Origin of the sequence: Pseudomonas sp. G(2018), assembly GCF_005502415.1 — a bacterium.
GTDB lineage: Bacteria > Pseudomonadota > Gammaproteobacteria > Pseudomonadales > Pseudomonadaceae > Aquipseudomonas.
On sequence record NZ_SCOO01000007.1, the window covers coordinates 35,318 to 54,834 of the forward strand.

Annotated in this window: 15 protein-coding genes; 7 read left to right on the top strand and 8 right to left on the bottom strand. The window is 62.6% G+C overall.

The window, feature by feature from the left end:
- Positions 1-103: 103 nt before the first annotated feature.
- The 4 genes from FFS64_RS09195 to FFS64_RS09215 form a co-directional block, all read right to left on the bottom strand.
- The gene (locus tag FFS64_RS09195) at positions 104-337 is read right to left on the bottom strand and encodes a DUF465 domain-containing protein (protein WP_008059225.1); all 234 of its coding nucleotides are present in this window, start codon (positions 335-337) and stop codon (positions 104-106) included.
- A 160-nt stretch (positions 338-497) separates the two neighbouring features.
- Positions 498-3,134: an excinuclease ABC subunit UvrA gene (locus FFS64_RS09200; RefSeq protein WP_137805103.1), complete on the bottom strand. Its 2,637-nt coding sequence runs from the start codon at positions 3,132-3,134 to the stop codon at positions 498-500.
- A gap of 76 nt (positions 3,135-3,210) precedes the next feature.
- On the bottom strand, positions 3,211-5,274 hold the full coding sequence (locus tag FFS64_RS09205) for a PAS domain-containing sensor histidine kinase (protein ID WP_137805290.1): 2,064 nt from the start codon (positions 5,272-5,274) through the stop codon (positions 3,211-3,213).
- A 279-nt stretch (positions 5,275-5,553) separates the two neighbouring features.
- Positions 5,554-6,243, bottom strand: a complete 690-nt coding sequence (locus FFS64_RS09215) for a GntR family transcriptional regulator (RefSeq protein WP_095194661.1) — start codon at positions 6,241-6,243, stop codon at positions 5,554-5,556.
- 140 nt (positions 6,244-6,383) lie between these two features.
- Here FFS64_RS09215 and FFS64_RS09220 point away from each other — a divergent pair, with 140 nt between their 5' ends.
- From FFS64_RS09220 to FFS64_RS09250, 7 genes are all read left to right on the top strand, one after another.
- A complete protein-coding gene (locus tag FFS64_RS09220; protein ID WP_137805104.1) occupies positions 6,384-7,466 on the top strand; it encodes an ABC transporter ATP-binding protein in 1,083 nt (360 codons plus the stop codon).
- Between the two features lies 1 nt (position 7,467).
- On the top strand, positions 7,468-8,385 hold the full coding sequence (locus FFS64_RS09225; RefSeq protein ID WP_095194659.1) for an ABC transporter permease: 918 nt from the start codon (positions 7,468-7,470) through the stop codon (positions 8,383-8,385).
- Positions 8,382-9,170 (top strand): ABC transporter permease, encoded by a 789-nt coding sequence (locus FFS64_RS09230; RefSeq protein WP_137805105.1) that lies wholly within the window; start codon positions 8,382-8,384, stop codon positions 9,168-9,170. The genes FFS64_RS09225 and FFS64_RS09230 overlap by 4 nt, the downstream gene beginning before the upstream one ends.
- An 18-nt stretch (positions 9,171-9,188) precedes the next feature.
- Positions 9,189-10,247 carry an extracellular solute-binding protein gene (locus FFS64_RS09235; protein ID WP_137805106.1) on the top strand — a complete coding sequence of 353 codons (1,059 nt, stop codon included), beginning with the start codon at positions 9,189-9,191 and terminating at the stop codon, positions 10,245-10,247.
- Positions 10,248-10,368: 121 nt separating this feature from the next.
- Complete coding sequence (locus FFS64_RS09240) at positions 10,369-11,565, top strand: amidohydrolase family protein (protein WP_137805107.1); 1,197 nt, start codon at positions 10,369-10,371, stop codon at positions 11,563-11,565.
- Entirely contained in the window at positions 11,562-13,049 is a 1,488-nt protein-coding gene (locus tag FFS64_RS09245) for an amidohydrolase family protein (RefSeq protein ID WP_137805108.1), read from the top strand. Before FFS64_RS09240 ends, FFS64_RS09245 begins: the two co-directional genes overlap by 4 nt.
- A 12-nt stretch (positions 13,050-13,061) precedes the next feature.
- Complete coding sequence (locus FFS64_RS09250; RefSeq protein ID WP_137805109.1) at positions 13,062-13,724, top strand: flavin reductase family protein; 663 nt, start codon at positions 13,062-13,064, stop codon at positions 13,722-13,724.
- A gap of 26 nt (positions 13,725-13,750) precedes the next feature.
- Here FFS64_RS09250 and FFS64_RS09255 read toward each other — a convergent pair whose 3' ends face one another.
- From FFS64_RS09255 to lexA, 4 genes are read right to left on the bottom strand one after another with little or no spacing between them, the layout of a single operon-like run.
- On the bottom strand, positions 13,751-16,849 hold the full coding sequence (locus tag FFS64_RS09255) for an error-prone DNA polymerase (protein ID WP_372242170.1): 3,099 nt from the start codon (positions 16,847-16,849) through the stop codon (positions 13,751-13,753).
- On the bottom strand, positions 16,825-18,240 hold the full coding sequence (locus FFS64_RS09260) for a DNA polymerase Y family protein (RefSeq protein WP_137805111.1): 1,416 nt from the start codon (positions 18,238-18,240) through the stop codon (positions 16,825-16,827). Before FFS64_RS09260 ends, FFS64_RS09255 begins: the two co-directional genes overlap by 25 nt.
- A gap of 7 nt (positions 18,241-18,247) precedes the next feature.
- On the bottom strand, positions 18,248-18,865 hold the full coding sequence (gene imuA / locus FFS64_RS09265; RefSeq protein ID WP_137805112.1) for a translesion DNA synthesis-associated protein ImuA: 618 nt from the start codon (positions 18,863-18,865) through the stop codon (positions 18,248-18,250).
- Positions 18,865-19,482: a transcriptional repressor LexA gene (gene lexA, locus FFS64_RS09270; RefSeq protein ID WP_137805113.1), complete on the bottom strand. Its 618-nt coding sequence runs from the start codon at positions 19,480-19,482 to the stop codon at positions 18,865-18,867. The genes imuA and lexA overlap by 1 nt, the downstream gene beginning before the upstream one ends.
- Positions 19,483-19,517: the final 35 nt, after the last annotated feature.

The following is a 19,517-nucleotide window of genomic DNA, read 5'->3' on the forward strand; positions in this document are numbered from 1 at the left end:
CTCGCATGGAGCCCGTTATTCGGACTCTGAACACTCGAAGTGCCGGTTTTAATCGCCGTTCCAACGGTTCAATCACCGGTCGTCGGTGACTCATTACGCTGAATCAGGACGACGACTGGAGTTGTTTGACGATCTTGTCCTTGACCTCCAAGCGCTTCGCCTTGAGCTTGGTCACCGCGTCATCGCTGGATTTGGCTTCCTCTGCCTCCACCACAGCTTTATCCGCCTGGGAATACTTGTTGATCAGTGAATCCAGTAACGGATCCTCGGCGCGTTTCTTCTGGATTTCTTCCTTTGTGCGTTTCAGATCCTGAAAAAGGTCGTGGGGCACCGGCATGGAACACCTCCGTTTGTTAATCGGTAGCAAACGCGACTGATTGCGTTCGCCAACTATCAGAATGGCCTTGGTTGGCCGGTTCTGTCGACCATCTGTCTGACCAGCGGTGTCCGTTCGTCGCCCTGTATCAAAAACGATAAAACCTTTGCCCGGCGCTCATTCAAGCCGAGCCTAAAGTCCTGGCAAGGAATGGCGCCGTCCGGCTCTTTTTGCTCCTGGCCACTTTATGCGGCGTATCCGCTACGACAATCCTCCCACCCTGATCCCCAGCCCCTGGACCGATATCGATCACCCAGTCACTCTGCGCCACCACGCGCATTTCATGTTCGACAACGATCACCGTGTGCCCCGCCTCCACCAGGTTGTTCAACTGTTCAAGCAAGCGATCGACGTCCCGCGGGTGCAGCCCGGTGGTGGGTTCATCGAGCACGTACAGCGTCGCCCCGCGTTGATTGCGTTGCAGCTCGGTGGCCAGCTTGATGCGCTGGGCCTCGCCGCCGGACAGCTCCGTCGCCGGTTGGCCGAGACGCAGGTAACCCAGACCGATATCGCGCAGTACCTCCAACGAACGACGCACGGCTGCTTGCTCGGCGAATACCTCGACCGCCTGGTCCACGGTCAGTTGCAGCACCTGGGCGATGTTGCGCCCCTGCCAGGTGATTGCCAGGGTTTCGGGGTTGTAACGGGCACCGTGGCAGGTCGGGCATGGTGCATAAACACTGGGCATGAACAACAACTCGACACTGACAAAACCCTCGCCTTCGCAGGTCGGGCAGCGGCCCTTGGCGACATTGAAGGAAAACTGTCCGGCGTCATAACCCGCCGCCAGGGCCTCGGGCGTGGCGGCGTAGAGCTTACGCACGTTGTCGAACAGCCCGGTGTAGGTCGCCAGGTTGGAACGCGGGGTGCGGCCGATGGGTTTCTGGTCGACTTGCACCAGACGCTTGATCGACGCCAGTCCCGCCGTGACCTGGCCACCGCTGACTTGCGGCGCGTCGTCTTCCAGGCTCGGCTCTTGCGAGTCGCTGTCAGAGGTAGGGCGACCGAGGTGCGCGCCGACCAGCTCCAGCAAGGCTTGGCTGACCAGGCTGGATTTGCCCGAACCCGAAACCCCGGTCACCGCGGTAAAACAGCCCAGCGGAAACTCCACGTCGAGGTTGTTCAGGTTATTGCGGGTGATGCCTTCCAGACGCAGCCAATCGCTTGGCTTGCGCAAGGTTCGGGATTTGGCGATGTGCTCGGCGAATAGATAAGCGCGGGTTTGTGAATCAGTAACATCGGCCAGCCCCATGGGCGTGCCGCTGTACAGCACCCGACCGCCATGCTCGCCCGCCGCCGGGCCGACATCGATCAACCAGTCGGCGCGGCGCATGGTTTCCAGGTCGTGTTCGACCACGAACAAGGTGTTGCCGGCGGCTTTCAAGCGTTGCAGGGCCTCGAACAACGCCTCGCCATCGGCCGGGTGCAAGCCGGCAGATGGTTCGTCCAGCACGTAGATCACACCGAACAGCTGCGAACCCAGCTGCGTTGCCAGGCGCAGGCGCTGCAATTCGCCGGACGACAGTGTCGGGGTGCTGCGCTCCAGTGCCAGGTAACCAAGGCCCAGATCGGTCAGGGTGCTGACCCGCTCCAGCAGGTCCTGGGCGATCCGTTGCGCGGCCAGGCGTTTTTCCACCGACAGGTTCGGCGTGTGCCGTACATCCGGCGCATTGGCGTGACCACTGGCGCCGTGGGCGACGCGCTGTTCTCGGGCCTCGCGGGTCTGGCTGTGGGTCAGCACCTCACCCGCCTCCTCGCCCTCCTGCAGATAATGCTCGGCTGCCACCGGCCTGAGTACATCGGCCACTTGCAGCAATGGCATCTGCGACAACTCGCCGATGTCGTAGCCGGCGAAGGTCACCGACAAGGCCTCGCGCTTGAGGCGTTTGCCGTCGCACAACGGGCAAGGGCTGCCGAGCATGAATTGCGAGACGCGCTTCTTCATCAGCGCACTTTGCGAATGGGTGAAGGTGTGCAGGATGTAGCGCCGCGCGCCGGTGAAGGTGCCTTGGTAACTCGGTTCCATCTTGCGCTTGAGGGCGACCCGGGTTTCTTCCGGGGTGAGCCCGGCATACACCGGCACCGTCGGGGTTTCTTCGGTGAAGAGAATCCAGTCGCGCTGTTTTTTCGGCAGTTCACGCCAGGGGATATCGACGTCGTAGCCCATGGTCACGAGGATGTCCCGCAGGTTCTGGCCCTGCCAGGCCAATGGCCAGGAAGCGACCGCACGCTGGCGAATGGTCAGGCTCGGGTCCGGCACCATCAGCGCTTCGGTGACTTCATACACCCGACCCAGACCGTGGCATTCGGTACAGGCGCCCTGGGGTGTGTTCGGCGAAAAGTCTTCGGCGTACAGCATCGGCTGCCCCGCCGGATAACTGCCGGCGCGCGAATACAGCATGCGGATCAGGCTCGACAGGGTCGTGACGCTGCCCACCGAAGAGCGCGTACTCGGCGTACCCCGTTGTTGCTGCAAGGCCACTGCCGGTGGCAAGCCTTCGATGGAATCGACATCCGGCACCCCGACCTGATCGATCAGGCGCCGCGCATAAGGCGCCACGGACTCGAAATAACGCCGTTGCGCCTCGGCGTACAGGGTCGAAAACGCCAGGGAAGACTTCCCCGAACCCGACACCCCGGTGAACACCACCAGGGCATCGCGGGGGATATCAACATCGATGTTCTTGAGGTTGTGTTCCCGGGCGCCGCGCACCCTGACCATGCCTGAGGGGGGGGTGGTGGTGCGCGTTGAAGTCATCGGGTCGCCTTACATAAATTACTGAAAAAAACACCATCCCCCTATGGGAGCGGGCAAGCCCGCTCCCACAGGTTTTTTAAGCATTGAGGACGGTTCGGATCATCTGGGTCAGTGCTTGCGGGCTGTAGGGTTTGCTCAGCAAATGGGTGTCGGGGCTGAGTTGGTGGTTGCGCGAGATAATGTCACGGGTGTGACCGGAGGTGAACAGCACGGCCAAAGGTGGGTTCTGCACTTTCGCCCACGCCGCCAGGTCAGAACTCTTGATCAGGCCGGGCATGACCACGTCGGTGAAGATCAGGTCCACCACCACGCCCTCCAGCAACATCTGCATGGCGACATCGGCATTGGCCGCAGTCAGGACCTGATAACCCTCTTCGCGCAGCAACTCCACAGTCGAGGTGCGCACGGCTTCATTGTCCTCGACCACCAGAATCCATTCGTGCCCGCCCCGTTGCTGCACGTCCAGGACCGTTGTCTCACTGGCCGCTGTACGCAGGCTGCGCGGGAAATACAACTGCACCCGGGTACCCTCCCCGACGGTGCTGGACATCTCGACATGCCCTCCGCTTTGCTTGACGAAACCGAACACCATGCTCAGGCCCAGCCCCGTGCCCTGGCCGTCGGGCTTGGTGGTGAAAAACGGTTCGAAGGCCTGTGCCAGCACTTGCGGCGGCATGCCGGAGCCGGTATCGGCCACCGTCACGCGCACATAGTCGCCGGCGACGATCCCCTTGCCCGCGCAAAACGCGCGGTCGAGGGTGATGTTGTCGGCGCTCAACTGAATGATCCCCTCACCCAACATTGCGTCCCGGGCATTGATCGCCAGGTTGAGGATCGTGTTTTCCAGTTGATTGCGATCGACAAACACTGCCCAGGGATCTTCGGCAGCGCTCATCTGGATCTGGATGGTTTCCCCCAGTGCACGCTGCAACAGCTCGCCCAGGCCGTCGAAAATCTGCTGCGGCGTACAAATAGCCGGGGTCAGCGGCTGGCGCCGTGCGAAGGCGAGTAACTGCGAAGAGAGTTTGGCGCCGCGCTCCACGGCAGCAATCGATGCCGCCACACGGCGTTGCACGTTGGCATTGTCCGGCTCATGACGCGCCAGCAAGTGCAGGTTGCCGGCGACCACTTGCAACAGATTGTTGAAGTCGTGGGCTACGCCACCGGTCAGGCCGCCGATGGCTTCGAGCTTCTGTGACTGACGCAGTTGCTCTTCCGCCGCCAGCCGCGCTTCGACTTCGTCGGCTACGCGCTGCTCCAGATTACGGGTGAACCTGAGCAGGGACTCTTCGGCAGTCTTGCGTTCATGGATGTCAATCAATACCCCGGGGAACCGAAACGGTTCGCCCTGCTCATCAAACTCGCAACAACCGCTGGCGAGCACCCACAGGTAACTGCCATCGGGGCGCAGCACCCGGTATTCGGCGTGAAAGGGGGCGGCGGTTTCCATGGACTGTTTGACTTGCTCCTGAACCCAGCTGCGATCATCGGGATGGATGCGCGCTTCGGCGATGTCCTGGGGCAGGTTGTCCAGGGGTTGCCCGGCAGGATAGGAAAAGGTGCGGGCAAAGCGTTCATCGCCGCTCAGCACGTCAGCCTTGATGTCCCAGACAAACGAGCCGAGCAAAGCCCCGGCATTGAGTGCCAGGCGCACCCGTTCGTTGTCGGCGCGATAAGCATTTTCGGCGGCCTGGCGCAGGCGTTCGGAAATCACGAACTCAGTGGTTTCGACCACCATTGCCATGACGCCGGCGGGACAGCCGTCATCGTTGGCAACCGGGCTGTAATACAGATCCAGCCAGACGTCTTCGGGCACCCCGTCGCGCAGCAGCACCAGCACTTTGTTGCGGTAGGACAAGGTGCCGCCGGCGAGGCAGGTATCGACCACATGCCGGTTGAAATCGGCCACTTCCGGCCAACCCAGCTCCACCGGCGAACCCAACAGGTAGGGATGGCGCCCGCCGGCGAATTTCGAATAGGCGTCGTTATAGATCATGTAGCCGGGCCGGCCCCAAAGCATCACCATCGGCAGCGGCGAGGCGAGCATCAGCTGTACCGTGCTGTTCAAGCTCCTGGGCCAGGTATCGATGGCGCCAAGCTCGGTGTGGCTCCAATCGAACGCACGAATGCGCCCGGCCATTTCGCCGCTCCAGCCGGCACACCCGTGGCTATCGTCTAGAAACTGCATTGGCTGACTCTGTATCCGGTAACTGCACCCGTTTGTTTCGAGCATCGCGGATGCCAATGGTTTCATAGAGGTATAGCTGATTATCGCGGGATCCATGGCAAGCGCAGATCCCTGTGGGAGCGAGCCTGCTCGCGAAGAGGCCGGCACATTCAACAGCTATGGCAACTGACACTCCGCATTCGCGAGCTGGCTCGCTCCCACAGATTGCAAGCCCGGAATCGAGTGGTGCGACTAAACCTCAATCAGGTGTTTGAGCGGGTTGTAGCTGGTTTTCAGCGTGGCGGCCACGTCGAGAATCGCTTTCTCGATGCCATTCAAGTGCATGCAGGTCAGTTCGATCGCCGCGCTCTGGTTGCCCGCTTCGATGTATTCGATCAAGCGCAAATGTTCGTCGTCGCGACAGGCTTCGTGACTGTCGTCATCCAGGGCGGCGGCGTACAGCGAAGCCCGGGAAATCAGTTTCTGGAACCAGTCCAGCAACACCGGATTGTTCAAGCTGCGGGCGAGTTTGATGTGGAACTCGCCGAGCAGATGGATCAACCGCTCATGGTCGCCGCTTTGGTGCGCTTCGTCCTCCAGCAACAGGTGATCGCGCAAGTCCTGGGTCACGGCGGTATCTCGCCGACGGCACAACTCGCTGACGATGCCGATCTCGACCAGGCGCCGGGTTTCGAACAGTGAACGGATCTCTTCGTCGCTGGGCAACGAGACCGACGCACCTTTATTGGGTTCGGTGGTGACCAGGCCATCGGCTTCCAATTGCTTGAGCGCGGCACGAACCGACGTGCGGCTGACATTGAAAAGTTCAGCCAGCGAGGCCTCGCCGAGCTTCATGCCGGGCCGCAGGGTGCGCTTGCTGATCGCCTCGTAAACCCCTTGGTAGACGCGGTCGACCGTGGTTTCCAGTTTCTTTTCCGCCATTCGATGACTCCTTGAGCGCTATGCAACCGGCCCCAGGCGAATGAACAGCCTTGAAAAAGGGGGTTGCACGAGCAGGTTAATCCGGGTATTTCTAAATTGCATCCAGATTTTGCATACAATAATTAGAGGAATGCACCATTATGGGTCATCCGGTTGCAATTGAAGTGCGTAACGTCTCCAAGCGATATTCCGACGATCCCGGCTTGGCACCGGCCCTCGATAATGTATCGGTCGATATTGCCGACAACGAGTTCTTCACCCTGCTTGGCCCCTCCGGCTGTGGCAAAACCACCCTGCTGCGCACCATCGCCGGCTTCGAGCACGTCAGTGACGGTGAAATCCGCCTCGCTGGCGAACCGGTCAACGACTTGCCGCCGTTCAAGCGGCGGGTCAACACAGTGTTCCAGAGTTACGCGCTGTTTCCGCACATGAGTGTTGCGCAGAATATCGCCTTCGGCCTCGAGATGCAGGGTCTTGATCGCAAGCTGATCCCGCAGCGGGTCGATGAAATGCTGGCGCTGGTGCAAATGCAGCACCTGGCCCGACGCAAACCGGCAGAACTGTCCGGTGGCCAGCAGCAACGGGTGGCTCTGGCCCGGGCCTTGGCGCCGAAACCCAAAGTGCTGCTGCTCGACGAACCACTGTCGGCGCTGGACCTCAAGCTGCGCAAGGAAATGCAGGTCGAGCTCAAGCGTGTGCAAAAGGAAGCGGGCATCACCTTCATTTTTGTCACCCACGATCAGGAAGAAGCCCTGACCCTGTCCGATCGCATTGCCGTGATGTCCGCCGGCAAGATCCTGCAGATCGGTACGCCCAACGACATCTACGAAAGGCCGCAGCATCAATTCGTCGCCCAGTTCATTGGTGACATCAACTTCCTGCCCGGGCACCTCAAACGCGGGCAAAACAACGAACACCTCTTCGTGCCCAGCGGCATGCCGGTGGAAATCCCCTGCCCGGCCCAAGGCATCGACGGCAAGGTGCAGCTGGCCTTCCGCCCGGAGCGTTCGCAACTGGTGGACCCGGCGCAACCACATCACCTGCGCGGGGTGATCGAGGCCGTGCTGTACGTCGGCACCGCAACCCTCTACCAGTGCCGCTTGAACAACGACATCAAGGTCATGCTGCGTGAAAACAACGAAGGCCTGAACCACAGCCGTGGCGTCGGCGATCGCGTGGCGGTCAACCTGCCGCCTCACGCCTGTCTGTTGATGGAGGCCTGAGATGAGCGTCAGCAGCACTTCTCCCGCCCTCAACCGCGCACTGTTGCTCAGCCCGGTGGTACTGACCCTGCTGGCCCTGATCGCCATTCCGCTGGGCATCATGGGCTACATCAGCCTGCTGCCGCGCAACGTCTATGGTGGCGTCGACTGGCAGGCCGACTGGCAATTGCAAAGCTACGTGCAGCTGTTTTTCCAGGAAGGATTCGACGGTGAGCTTGAGCTCAATTGGGTCTACGCCCAAGCGCTGTTGCGCTCGGTGTTCCAGGCCGGTGGCACCACGGTGCTGTGTTTCCTGTTCGGCTTTCCGGTGGCGCTGTGGATGTCGAGCCTGACACCCCGTCGACGCAACCTGATGGTACTGCTGATCACCATCCCCTTCTGGACCAACCTGCTGATCCGCAATTACGCCTGGCTGATCATCCTGCGCGAACAGGGCTGGGTCGCCCAGAGCCTCAACGCGCTGTTCCCCAGTGCCGGCGGCATCACCCTGCTCTACAACGACTTCGCGGTCAGCGTCGGGCTGGTCTACAGCTTCCTGCCGTTCATGATTCTGCCGATCTACTCGACCCTGGAAAAACTCGACTGGCGTCTGGTGGAAGCGGCCTATGACCTGGGCGCCAACCGCTGGCATGCGCTGCGGCGGATCATCCTGCCGCTGTCGATGCCGGGAGTGATTGCCGGTTCCCTGCTGGTATTCGTGCCCAGCCTCGGCGCCTTCATCACGCCGGCAATTCTCGGCGGCGGCAAGACCCTGATGATCGGCAATCTGATCCAGCAACAGTTCGGTACCGCGCGCAACTGGCCGCTGGGCAGTTCTCTGTCGTTCCTGCTGCTGGGGATTCTGCTGCTGTCCCTGGTGCTGTACGCCCTCTACAGCCGCAGCGCCGCCAACACTCTTCGTCGGGGAGCCACCGCATGATCGCCCTGCACCTGAAAAAACTGCCGATGACCCGGGAAGTCAGCCTGCTGATCCTGGCCTACCTGTACCTGCCGATCTTCGTGCTGATTGCCTACAGCTTCAACGCCAACCGCTCGGCAACGGTATGGACCGAGTTTTCGTTCGACTGGTATGGACGCATCCTGTCCAACCCGTCGATCCAGACCGCCGCGCTGAACTCGATCATCGTCGCCGGCATCGCCACAGTGTGCGCAACGGCGATTGCCTTGCTCGCGGCACTGGCGACTTACCGGCCGTTCTACGGGCAGAAGATGGTCGAAGGCGGGATCAACCTGCCGCTGATCCTGCCGGAAATCGTCACTGCCGTCGCCACCCTGCTGCTGTTCATGGCGCTGGGGATCAAGCTCGGTTTGCTGACGGTGATCGTCGCCCACATCGGCTTCTGCATTCCCTTCGCCTACCTGCCGATCCGCGCGCGGCTCAATGACCTGGACAAGAGTCTGCTGGAAGCGGCGAACGATCTGTACGCCAATCCGTGGCAGGTGTTCCGGCGGGTGACGCTGCCGCTGTTGTGGCCGGCGGTGCTGTCCGGTTCGGTGCTGGCGTTCGTGGTCAGCCTCGACGATTTCATCATGACCTTCTTCGTCGCCGGCCCCGGTTCCACGACCCTGCCGGTGTACATCTTCTCGGCGATCAAGGCCGGCGTAACGCCGGAGATCAACGCGATCTCGACCCTGATGCTGGTGATTTCCATCGTGCTGGTGGTGCTGGCCTTCTGGCTGGGACAGCGCGGTAAAAACCAATAATCCTGGAGCGTTTCACTCATGAAAAAGAACATCAAAAACATGTGTTTCGCCGTCACCGGTCTGGCCCTGAGTTGCTTCACCGCCATCAGCGCCCAGGCCGCCGAGCCCAAGCAACTGTTCTTCTACAACTGGACCGATTATTACCCGGTGGACCTGCTGGCCAAGTTCGAAAAGGAGACCGGCATCAAAGTCACCATGGACGGCTACGACAGTAACGAAACCCTGCTGGCCAAGTTGCAGGCCGGAGGCGCCGCCTATGACGTGATCGTGCCGTCGCAGTCGATCATGCGCACCTTGATCAACCAGAACCTGCTGCTGGAAATCGACGCGCCGACCCTGCCCAACTTCCAGTACGTGAAGCCGGCGTTCCGCGACCCGAGCTTTGACCCCGGCCGCAAGTTCTCGGCACCGTATCTGTGGGGCACCACCGGGTTCTCCTATGACAGCGCGCGAGTGCCGGGTGGCAAGCTCGATGACTCGTGGAAAGAGTTCTTCGAGCCGCGCAAGGAACTGCAAGGCCAACTCGCCGCCCTCGACACATCCAGCAGCGTGATCAACGCCGCCAGCCATTACCTGAACGTCGACGAATGCACGGAAAACCCGCAAGACGCCAAGCGCATTCTGGAACTGCTGCAAAAGCAGAAGCCGTTCCTGAAGATGTACAGCTCGGACAACACCGTCGACCGCATGGCCTCCGGTGAGGTGATCATGATGCAGAACTGGAACGGTTCTACAGCGCGGGCCACCTTGCAGAAGAGCACCATCAAGTACGTGTATCCGAAAGAAGGCCTGGCGATGTTCCAGGACAACTTCGCCGTACCGAAAAGCGCACCGCACCCCGGCAACGCCAGGATTTTCATCGACTGGATGATGAAGCCGGAAAACGCTGCGGCCGTGTCCAACGCCATCGCCTACGCCAACGGCATCCAGAGCGACAAGCTGATCGATGCCAAGTGGCGGGTCATGGACGCCATCAACATGCCCGACGAATTCGCCTCGCGCCTGCGTCCTGAAAAGGAATGCAGCAACAAGGCGCGGGAACTGCAGGACCGGATCTGGGCGAAGCTCAAGGGCTGATCTGAAACCGAGTCGCGGCCTTCGCGAGCAAACTCGCTCCCACATTGAAATGCATTCCCCTGTGGGAGCGAGCCTGCTCGCGAAGAGGCCCTCCCACACAACACAAATTTTGAGGTACGCAATGACTCCCCCCCGCTGGCTACGCAACGTGCGCCCCTACGGCGCCCCCGCCGAAGACCTGCTGATCGAAAACGGCCGCTTCACCCAACGTCGCCCGGCCTCGACCAGCGAACTGCTCGCCACCGACATCGACGGCCAGAACCAATTGCTCACCGCAGCCCTGGTGGAAAGCCACGTGCACCTGGACAAAACCCTCTGGGGCCAACCCTGGCGCCCGAACAGTGCCGGGCCGACCCTCAAGGATTACATTGCCAACGAGCGTCGTGTACTGCGCGAAGTCGAAGCCCCCATTGCACAACGGGCCGGCGCCCTGCTGGAGAACTGCATCGCCCGTGGCTCGCTGACCCTGCGTTGCCACGTCGACATTGACCCGGAATTCGGCCTGCGCCATGTCGAGGCCATGCAGCAACTGCGTGAAAAATACCGCGACTTGATCGACCTGCAACTGGTGATCTTCCCGCAAACGGGCCTGATCAGTCGCCCCGGCACGGCCGAGCTGATGCGCGAAGCCATGACCCTTGGCGTGGAAAACGTCGGCGGCCTCGACCCCTGCGGCATCGACAACGACCCCATCGCGCAACTGGACTTCGTGTTCAAACTGGCCAGCGAATTCGACCGTGGCGTCGACATTCACCTGCACGACAAGGGCGAGTTGGGCCTGTGGCAGATCAAACTGATCGCCGACTACACCGAGCGCTTCGGGCTTCAGGACCGGGTGATGATCAGCCATGCCTACTGCCTCGGCATGTTGCCTTGGAGCCAGGTCAAACCGGTGGCCGAACGTCTGGCGGCACTGGGGATTTCGTTGATGAGTTCGGCGCCGGCCGATTGTGCTGTACCCCCATTCCTCGCCCTGCGCGAAGCCGGGGTGAATGTGTGCCTGGGCTCGGACGGTATTCGCGACGCCTGGTCGCCCATGGGCAACGGCGACATGCTGGAGCGGGCGATGTTGCTGGCGTTTCGTTTCGATTTGAACAAAGACGAGGAATTGGCAGCGGCGTTCGACGCGGCGACCGTGAATGGCGCCCGGGCCCTGGGTTGCGAAGGTTATGGCGTAGCGATCGGTCGGCCTGCGGACTTTCTGTTGATGCCGGTACAGACCCTGGGTGAATCCGTGGTGTCGCGGCCAGTGCGGCAGGTCTATCGCGGCGGGCAGTTGATTGCTTCGGGTGGCCGTTTGCTGGACAGCCGTTTGTGAAGCGCATCGGTTTGAAGTCCAGTTGTGTGGTCGGCTTCGACGGCACCAAACACGTGCTCTGGCGCAACGGCGAGGTGGTGTTCGAAGGCTCGTACATTGTGTTTGTGGGGCGTGATTACCCGGGTCCGGTGGATCAGTGGATCGACTACGGCAACGCGTTGATCGGCCCCGGTTTCATTGACCTTGATGCTTTGGGCGATCTCGATTCCACGGTGTTGACCCTGGACAACGGCGACGAGCGCGACATGGGCCGGATGTGGTCGGCGCAGTATCTGGCGCGAGGACCACGGGAAAGCTACAGCCCGGACGAAGAAGCCTTCAAGTACCGCTACGCCTTCACGCAGCTGATCCGCAACGGCATCACAACGGCCATGCCGATTACCTCGATGTACTACCGCGAGTGGGCGGAAACCTACGACGAATTTGCGGCGGTGGCCGGCGTGGTCACCGAGCTTGGGCTGCGCACTTATCTCGGCCCCTGCTACATGAGCGGCATGAGTTACTGGCAGGCCGACGGCACACTGGCCCACCACTGGGATGAAGCCCGGGGCATGGCTGGACTCGACGCGGCGCAACGGTTTTTCAGGGATTTCGACGGCACGAATGACGGCCTGATCCGCGGTGCGCTGCTGCCGGACCGGATCCAGACCTGCACACCGGCGCTGTTGCAGCGCACCGCTGCGCTGAGCCGGGAACTCAATGCGCCGATGCGTCTGCATTGCTGCCAGGGCCTTGGCGAAGTGGCGATGGTCGAGCAATTGCGCGGCGCGTCACCGTTGGGCTGGTTGCAGCAACTTGACCTGCTGACCCCGCGCAGCCTGTTGCCCCACGGCATTTACACCCGTGGTGATGATGACCTGCAAAGGGTGGTGGACGGCGGCGCCAGCCTGGTGCATTGCCCGGTGGTGTTCGCCCGGGACGGCGAGGCATTGGACTCGTTCGGTCGCTATCGGGCCAAGGGCATCAACTTCGCCCTGGGCACCGACACCTGGCCGGCGGATTTGCTGGACAACATGCGCCAGGGCTTGAACATCGCGCGACTGATGGAGGGCGGCAACACGCTGACCAGCACCCTCGATCTGTACAACGCCGCCACCCTCGGCGGTGCCAGGGCCCTGGGCCGCGATGACCTTGGGCGACTGGCGCCGGGAGCAAAGGCAGACATCACCGTGTTCAACCTGCGTGGCCTGCACCTGGGGCCGCTGTTCGATCCATTGAAAAACCTGATGTTGGCCGGGCGCGGTGACGACTGCATCGCCAGTTGGATCGACGGCCGCAGTGTGATGCAGGACGGTCAGGTCAACGGAGTCGACTACCCCGCCCTGCAGCGCCAGGCCCAACGACAATTCGAAAAACTGATGCGCAGTCACAGCGACCGGGCCTTCGGCCAACCGGACTGGAAAACCCTGTTCCAACCGGCCATTCCCTTCGCCGATGACTACAGCGCACAGGCGCCGCTGAGCGCCATTGATCCACTTTCTTAGAGAATGCTGCCCATGCAAAGCTTCGATTTCAGCACCCTGAGTGCGCGGGACAAATACAAGATTCTGATCGGCAGCGTGGTGCCACGACCTATTGCCCTGGTCACCACTGTCGACGGCGAAGGCCGCGTCAATGCCGCGCCGTTCAGCTTTTTCAATGCGCTCTCGGCCGATCCGCCGATCCTCGCGTTGGGCGTGGAGAACTACGGTGATCAGAGCCCCAAGGACACCACGCGCAACATCCAGCTCAACCAGGAATTCACCGTCAACATCGTCAGCGATGCCCTGGTGGAAGCCATGAACGTCTGCGCTGTGCCCTTCGCCCCCGGTTTCGACGAGCTGACCGCCGCCGGCCTCACCGCCATCCCCGGCACCACAGTCAAATGCCCGCGCATCGGCGAAGCCCCGGTGGCACTGGAATGCCGGCGAATGATGGCGCTGTCCATTGGCCAGTCGCGGGAGATCATCTTTGGCGAAGTGCTGATGGCCCATGTGCGGGACGAACTGATCGACCCGAAAACCCTGTACATCGATCAACTGGGCCTCGATGCGATTGGGCGCATGGGTGGCCATGGCTATGCACGTACCCGGGATTATTTCGACTTGCCGACCCGGTCGTTGCAGGCGTGGACGGATGCACCGGGGGGTGGGGAGCGGTTTTGGCCGGAGGGTAAATAATCAGCCTTCCCACAGGTTTTGCGGAATTAGTGAAAGTCCCGGCTGCGCACGGTGATGCCGTCCAGCAGTGGGCTCAAGTCGCTCAAACGCCCGGCGATCAAGTGCCGCACCTCGCCCTCCCTTTCCCAACGCCCATCAACCTTGAGCAACTGCGAGCCGACCAGCACCTTGCGTTGCCGCTCGGCCAGGTCGCGCCAGACCACCACGTTGACGTTGCCGAACTCGTCTTCCAGAGTGACGAAGGTCACGCCACTGGCGGTGGCTGGCCGTTGCCGACCGGTGACCAGCCCGGCGATGCTCACCGGCCGCCCATGTTCGACGTCCAGCAGTTCCTTCGAGCTGCGGCAACGCCTGGCTTTCAATTCACCGCGCAGCAAGGCCAGCGGGTGCGGCCCGAGGGTGGTGCCTAGACTGTTGTAATCGGCCTGCAAGTCCTCGCCGACCGTGGGTTTGGGCAGCGCCACCGTCCCCTCCTCATGGCTGGGCAAACCTGCGAACAGACCGAGCTGTTTCTGCACCCCCGCCACTTCCCAGCGCGCCCGATGGCGATCACCGGCCAGACCGCGCAACGCACCGGCATCGGCCAGTTGCTCCTGGGCTCGGGCATCGAGTCGCGCCCGCTCGCCAAGGTCGGCGATGTCGGCAAAGGCGCCCCTGGACCGCGCCGCTTCGATACGCCGGGCATCGTCCTCGCGAAACCCCTTGATCATCCGCAAGCCCATGCGAATTGCCGGTTGTGCGCCGGCAATCGGTTCCAGGCTGCAATCCCAGTCGCTGGCCCGCACGTCCACCGGGCGGATCTGCAAATGATGGCGCCGTGCGTCCTGCAGGATCTGGTCCGGGCTGTAGAAGCCCATGGGCCAACTGTTGATCAGCGCACAGGCGAAGGCGGCCGGTTCGTGGCATTTCAACCAGCAACTGGCGTAGGTCAGCAAGGCAAAACTGGCGGCGTGGGATTCGGGAAAACCGTAACTGCCGAACCCCTTGATCTGTTCGAAGATCTGCGCGGCGAATTCGGCGGTGTAGCCGTTTTTCTTCATACCGGCGGCCAGCCGATCCTTGTGCGGCTCGAGCCCGCCATGACGTTTCCAGGCCGCCATGGAACGGCGCAACTGATCGGCCTCGCCGGGGCTGTAGTCAGCGGCGACGATGGCGATCTGCATCACCTGCTCCTGGAACAGGGGGACGCCCAGGGTGCGTTCCAGCACCACTTTGAGTTCCGGCGACGGATAAACCTCGGGTTCTTCCTTGTTTCGCCGGCGCAGGTACGGATGGACCATGCCCCCCTGAATCGGCCCCGGCCGCACGATCGCGACCTCGATCACCAGGTCGTAGAAATTGACCGGTTTAAGCCTGGGCAGCATCGACATCTGCGCGCGGGATTCGATCTGGAACACGCCGATGGTGTCGGCACGGCCGATCATTTCGTAAGTGGCCGCGTCTTCGGACGGGATCGTCGCCAGGCTCAGGTCCAGGTGACGATGCCTGCGCAACAGGTCGAGGCAGCGACGGATGGCGCTGAGCATGCCCAAGGCGAGGATATCGACCTTGAGCAGGCCGACCGCATCGAGATCGTCCTTGTCCCACTGAATGATGGTGCGCTCGGCCATGGCCGCGTTTTCCACTGGCACCAGGCTGTCCAGGGGTTGCTCGGAAATCACGAAGCCACCGGGGTGCTGAGACAGGTGCCGGGGGAAACCGATCAATTGCCCCGTGAGGCTGAGCACCCGGCGCAACACCGGGCTTTCAGGGTCGAATCCGCCCTCGAGCAAACGCTCCACGGGCGGGGTTTCGTCGCTCCAGTGACCGCAACAATCGGCCAACGCATTGATCTGGTCCGGCGGCAAGCCCAGCGCCTTGGCCACGTCGCGCACCGCGCCGGCCGCATGATAGGTGCTGACCACGGCGGTCAGCGCAGCCCGGGCCCGGCCATAACGCTGAAACACGTACTGCAAGACTTCCTCGCGCCGTTCGTGTTCGAAATCGACGTCGATGTCCGGCGGCTCGTTGCGCTCTTTGGAGAGAAAGCGCTCGAACAGCAGCGTGGTGCGATCCGGATCGATTTCAGTGATGCCCAGGGCAAAACACACCGCCGAGTTGGCCGCAGAGCCGCGTCCCTGGCAAAGAATCTGTTGTTCACGGGCGAAGCGGACGATGTCGTGGACCGTCAGGAAGTAGCTTTCGTAGCCCAGCTCGGCGATCAGCTCCAGTTCCTTGTCGATCTGCTTGAGTACCTTGGCTTGCGGACCTTTCGGCCAGCGCCAGGCAATGCCCTGTTCGGTCAAATGACGCAGCCAGGAGGTGGCCGAGTACCCGTCAGGCACCAGCTCCCGGGGATACTGATAACGCAACTGGCCGAGGTCGAACGTGCAGCGCCGGGCAATGACCTGCGTTTCTTCGAGCAAGGCCGGCGGATAGAGTTCGCGCAGGATGTCGAGACTGCGCAGATGCCGTTCGCCGTTGGGGTGCAGGCGCAACCCGGCATCGGCTACCGGCAGGTGATGACGGATCGCAGTCATGGTGTCCTGCAAGGCACGGCGCCCTCGGGCGTGCATGTGCACATCGCCGCTCGCCACGGCGGGAATCCGCAGTTCCCTGGCCAGGGTCAGCAGATCGCTCAAGCGTCGGGTGTCGTCCTGACCGCGATGCAACTGCACCGCCAACCACAGGCCCTCGGCAAAAACCTGTTTCAGCCAGCGGCCCTGCTCGAAGTCATCCACCGCGTCCGGCACCCACAACGCCAGCAGCCCCGGCAGTGGCTCGCTGAAGTCATCCCGCAGGATTTGGTACTGGCCTTTCTGCGTACGGCGGCGGGCGCGGGTGATCAGTCGACACAGGGTCTGGTAACCCTTGAGGTTCTCCACCAGCAGCACCAGTTTCGGACCGTTGTCGATGCGGAACTCACTGCCGATGATCAACGGCAGTTCAACGGACTTCGCCGCTTGCCAGGCGCGGACGATACCGGCCAAGGTGCATTCATCGGTGATCGCCAGCGCCTGGTAGCCCTGCTTTTTTGCCCGTTGAAACAGTTCAAGGGCACTGGAGGCACCGCGCTGGAAACTGAAGTTCGACAGGCAGTGCAGTTCGGCATACCCGGCGCTCATGCGAACCACCCTTGCAGCCACAGCGGCCCGTCCTCACCGACCGCTCGATACGCCCAGCCTTGCTGGCCGGCACGGGTTTCGATCAGGTAATAATCGCGACGCACGTCGTCGCCGTCCCACCAACCGGACTCGATGCGCTCCGGTCCCATGAGGATGCGCGTGGAGCCTTCGTGCACCGCCAGCGGTTCAGTGAGCAGCCAACCGGGTCGTTTCACGGTCGGAAATCGCGCGCAGGGCTGACTGTCAGCACTGGCCTGCCACGCGCACTCGGGTCGGTGATCGGCCTGAAAGCGCAGGCCATGCACGGCATCATCCCCCAGCCGTGCACGCAGGCGTTCGCGCAGTTGCTCCCAGGGCAAGGACTGCTGCGGGCGGTTGTCGAACAGTTCCTGAAACTGCGGCACGAAGGTCGGCAGGTCTTCGGCGCACAGGCGAAACCCACGCACCGACGCCTCGACCTGAACCTGCTCCAGCCGCCCCCGGGCCAGTTCGAAGAGCATCGCCGGGTCGCGCTCGGCACTGAGCAGGCCGACCTTGATCAGGGTGTCCGGCAGCCCCGCATGTTCCAGGTGCAGGTCGAAACGCTGCACACCGCTATCCCGTCCACACAGGAACGCCGACAGATCGCCGGTCAGGCGGCGTAACGGAAACAGCAGGGCCTGATGGGATTGCACATCGAAATTGAGCTCGATGCGCACATCGAAGCGATCCGGCGGCAGATAGAACGCCAGCGCCAACCGCCGCAACCCGAGCAAGGTGTCCAGATGCTTGAGTACCTGGGCCTCGAAACGCCGGGCCAGACTCTGCCGGGGTAGCGCCTGAAGCTGACTCAAGGTGCGCAAGCCCATGCGCGACAACGCCGTGGCCACGCTGGTCTCCAGGCCGATGCGGTCGACGGACAATTGCCCCAGGTGATGCTGCAAGGCTTGCTCGTTGGGTACCACCAGGCCGTCATAAGCGTTGGCCAGCATCCGCGCCGCCACCGGGTTGGGCGCGGCGACAATGCGGTGACGAAAGCCCAGCTCGCCGAGTTCCCTGCGCAAGCGCGCCTCGAATTGTGGCCAGGCACCGAACAGGCCCAGGCTGGATTCGATTTCAAACACCAGCGCCCGCGGGTAATGCACGCTGACTTGCGAACTGAACCGATAGGCCCAGGCAGCCAGAAACTGCTGCCAGTGCTCGATGTCGGCGACATCGTACTCGGCCGTGGCGAAGCTCTTGCTCAAGGCCTGGGCGGCGCTCATGGTCTGGCCGGGACGCAGGCCCAGGGCTCGCGCGGGGCCGTTGACCGCTTGCAGCACCCGACGCTGGGCCGGGCCGATCAGCAGCGCCAGCGGCTCATTGGGATCGGCGCGCTGACGCAGTATCGCGTCCAGCGCCAGTTGCGGGAACAGAATGCAGACCCAGCGCATGGCAACCTCAATGTCCCACGGGGAAAGCAATCGGCGCCGAACGGGCCAGACCGCCCCGGCACTTGAGCACGCGCAATTGCGCAGGCCTGGCATCGATGGCGATGCGCAGGGCCGCTGGCGAGGGGTTGACCGCTTCGCTGAGCGAGCGATAGGCGAAGGCCAGGGTCTGGCCGGTTTCCGCCGCCACCTGCAAACGGCGCAAGGCGCGATCGTCGGCCTTGTGCGGCCAGCACAGCACCGCGCCGCAACTGCCCGAACGCAGGCATTGTTCCGCCGCCCACAACGCGTCGCGCTCGCTGGCCTGGATGATCGACAATTGGCGCAGATCGACCCCGGCGTTCTGCCAGGCCTGGGGGTACGGCACGTAAGGCGGTGCCACCAGCACAATGCGCTCGCCCGCCGCCGACAGCCGCGCCAGCGCCGGCCACACCAGTTGCAACTCGCCCACGCCCTGCCCGGCCAGAAGGATCTCGGTCAATGCCGCTTCCGGCCAGCCACCCGTGGGCAGTGCCGCATCCAGCGCGGCATGGCCGGTGGGTTGCGGGCTGGCGGCCGGCGGCGCAGGCCGGCCCTTCCAGACCTGGCCGCCATTGAACAGCGTATCCAGCGCAACGACGGCACCCATCAGCCTTGCCTCACCAGACCACAGAACACACCTTCGATGGCCAGGTCCCGGTCGGCCTCGACGATGATCGGCTCATAGGCCGGGTTGCGCGGCAACAGGCGAACCCGGTCGCCGACCCGTTCAAAGCGCTTGATGGTGACTTCGCCGTCGAGCCGCGCCACGACGATCTGGCCGTTGAGCGCCTCGGGGTTGCGGTGCACACCCACCAGGTCACTGTCGAGAATGCCGTCCTCGATCATCGAGTCGCCGCTAACCCGCAGCATGTAGTCCGGCGTGCGGGAGAACATCGCCGGGTCGAGCAGCAATCGGCTATGGACTTCGGCATCGGCCCCGATCGGCGCACCCGCCGCCACCCGACCGAGTACCGGGATGTCCAGCAGCTCGGGGCGCGGGGGTTGCCCGAGCAATCGAATGCCCCGGGCCTGGTGCGGGTTGACTTCGATAAACCCGGCTTCGGTGAGCGCCAGCACATGCTTGCGCGCCACGCTGCGGGAGGCAAAACCGAACGCCTCGCTGATCTCGGCGAGGCTCGGGGACTGACCGTACTCGGCGATACGCTCGCGGATAAAGGTCAGGATGGCGGTACGGCGGGGAGTTAATATCGTCATGGAGTACATTTGTACTCTTCCGCTGTTTTTCTGACAAGTACCGT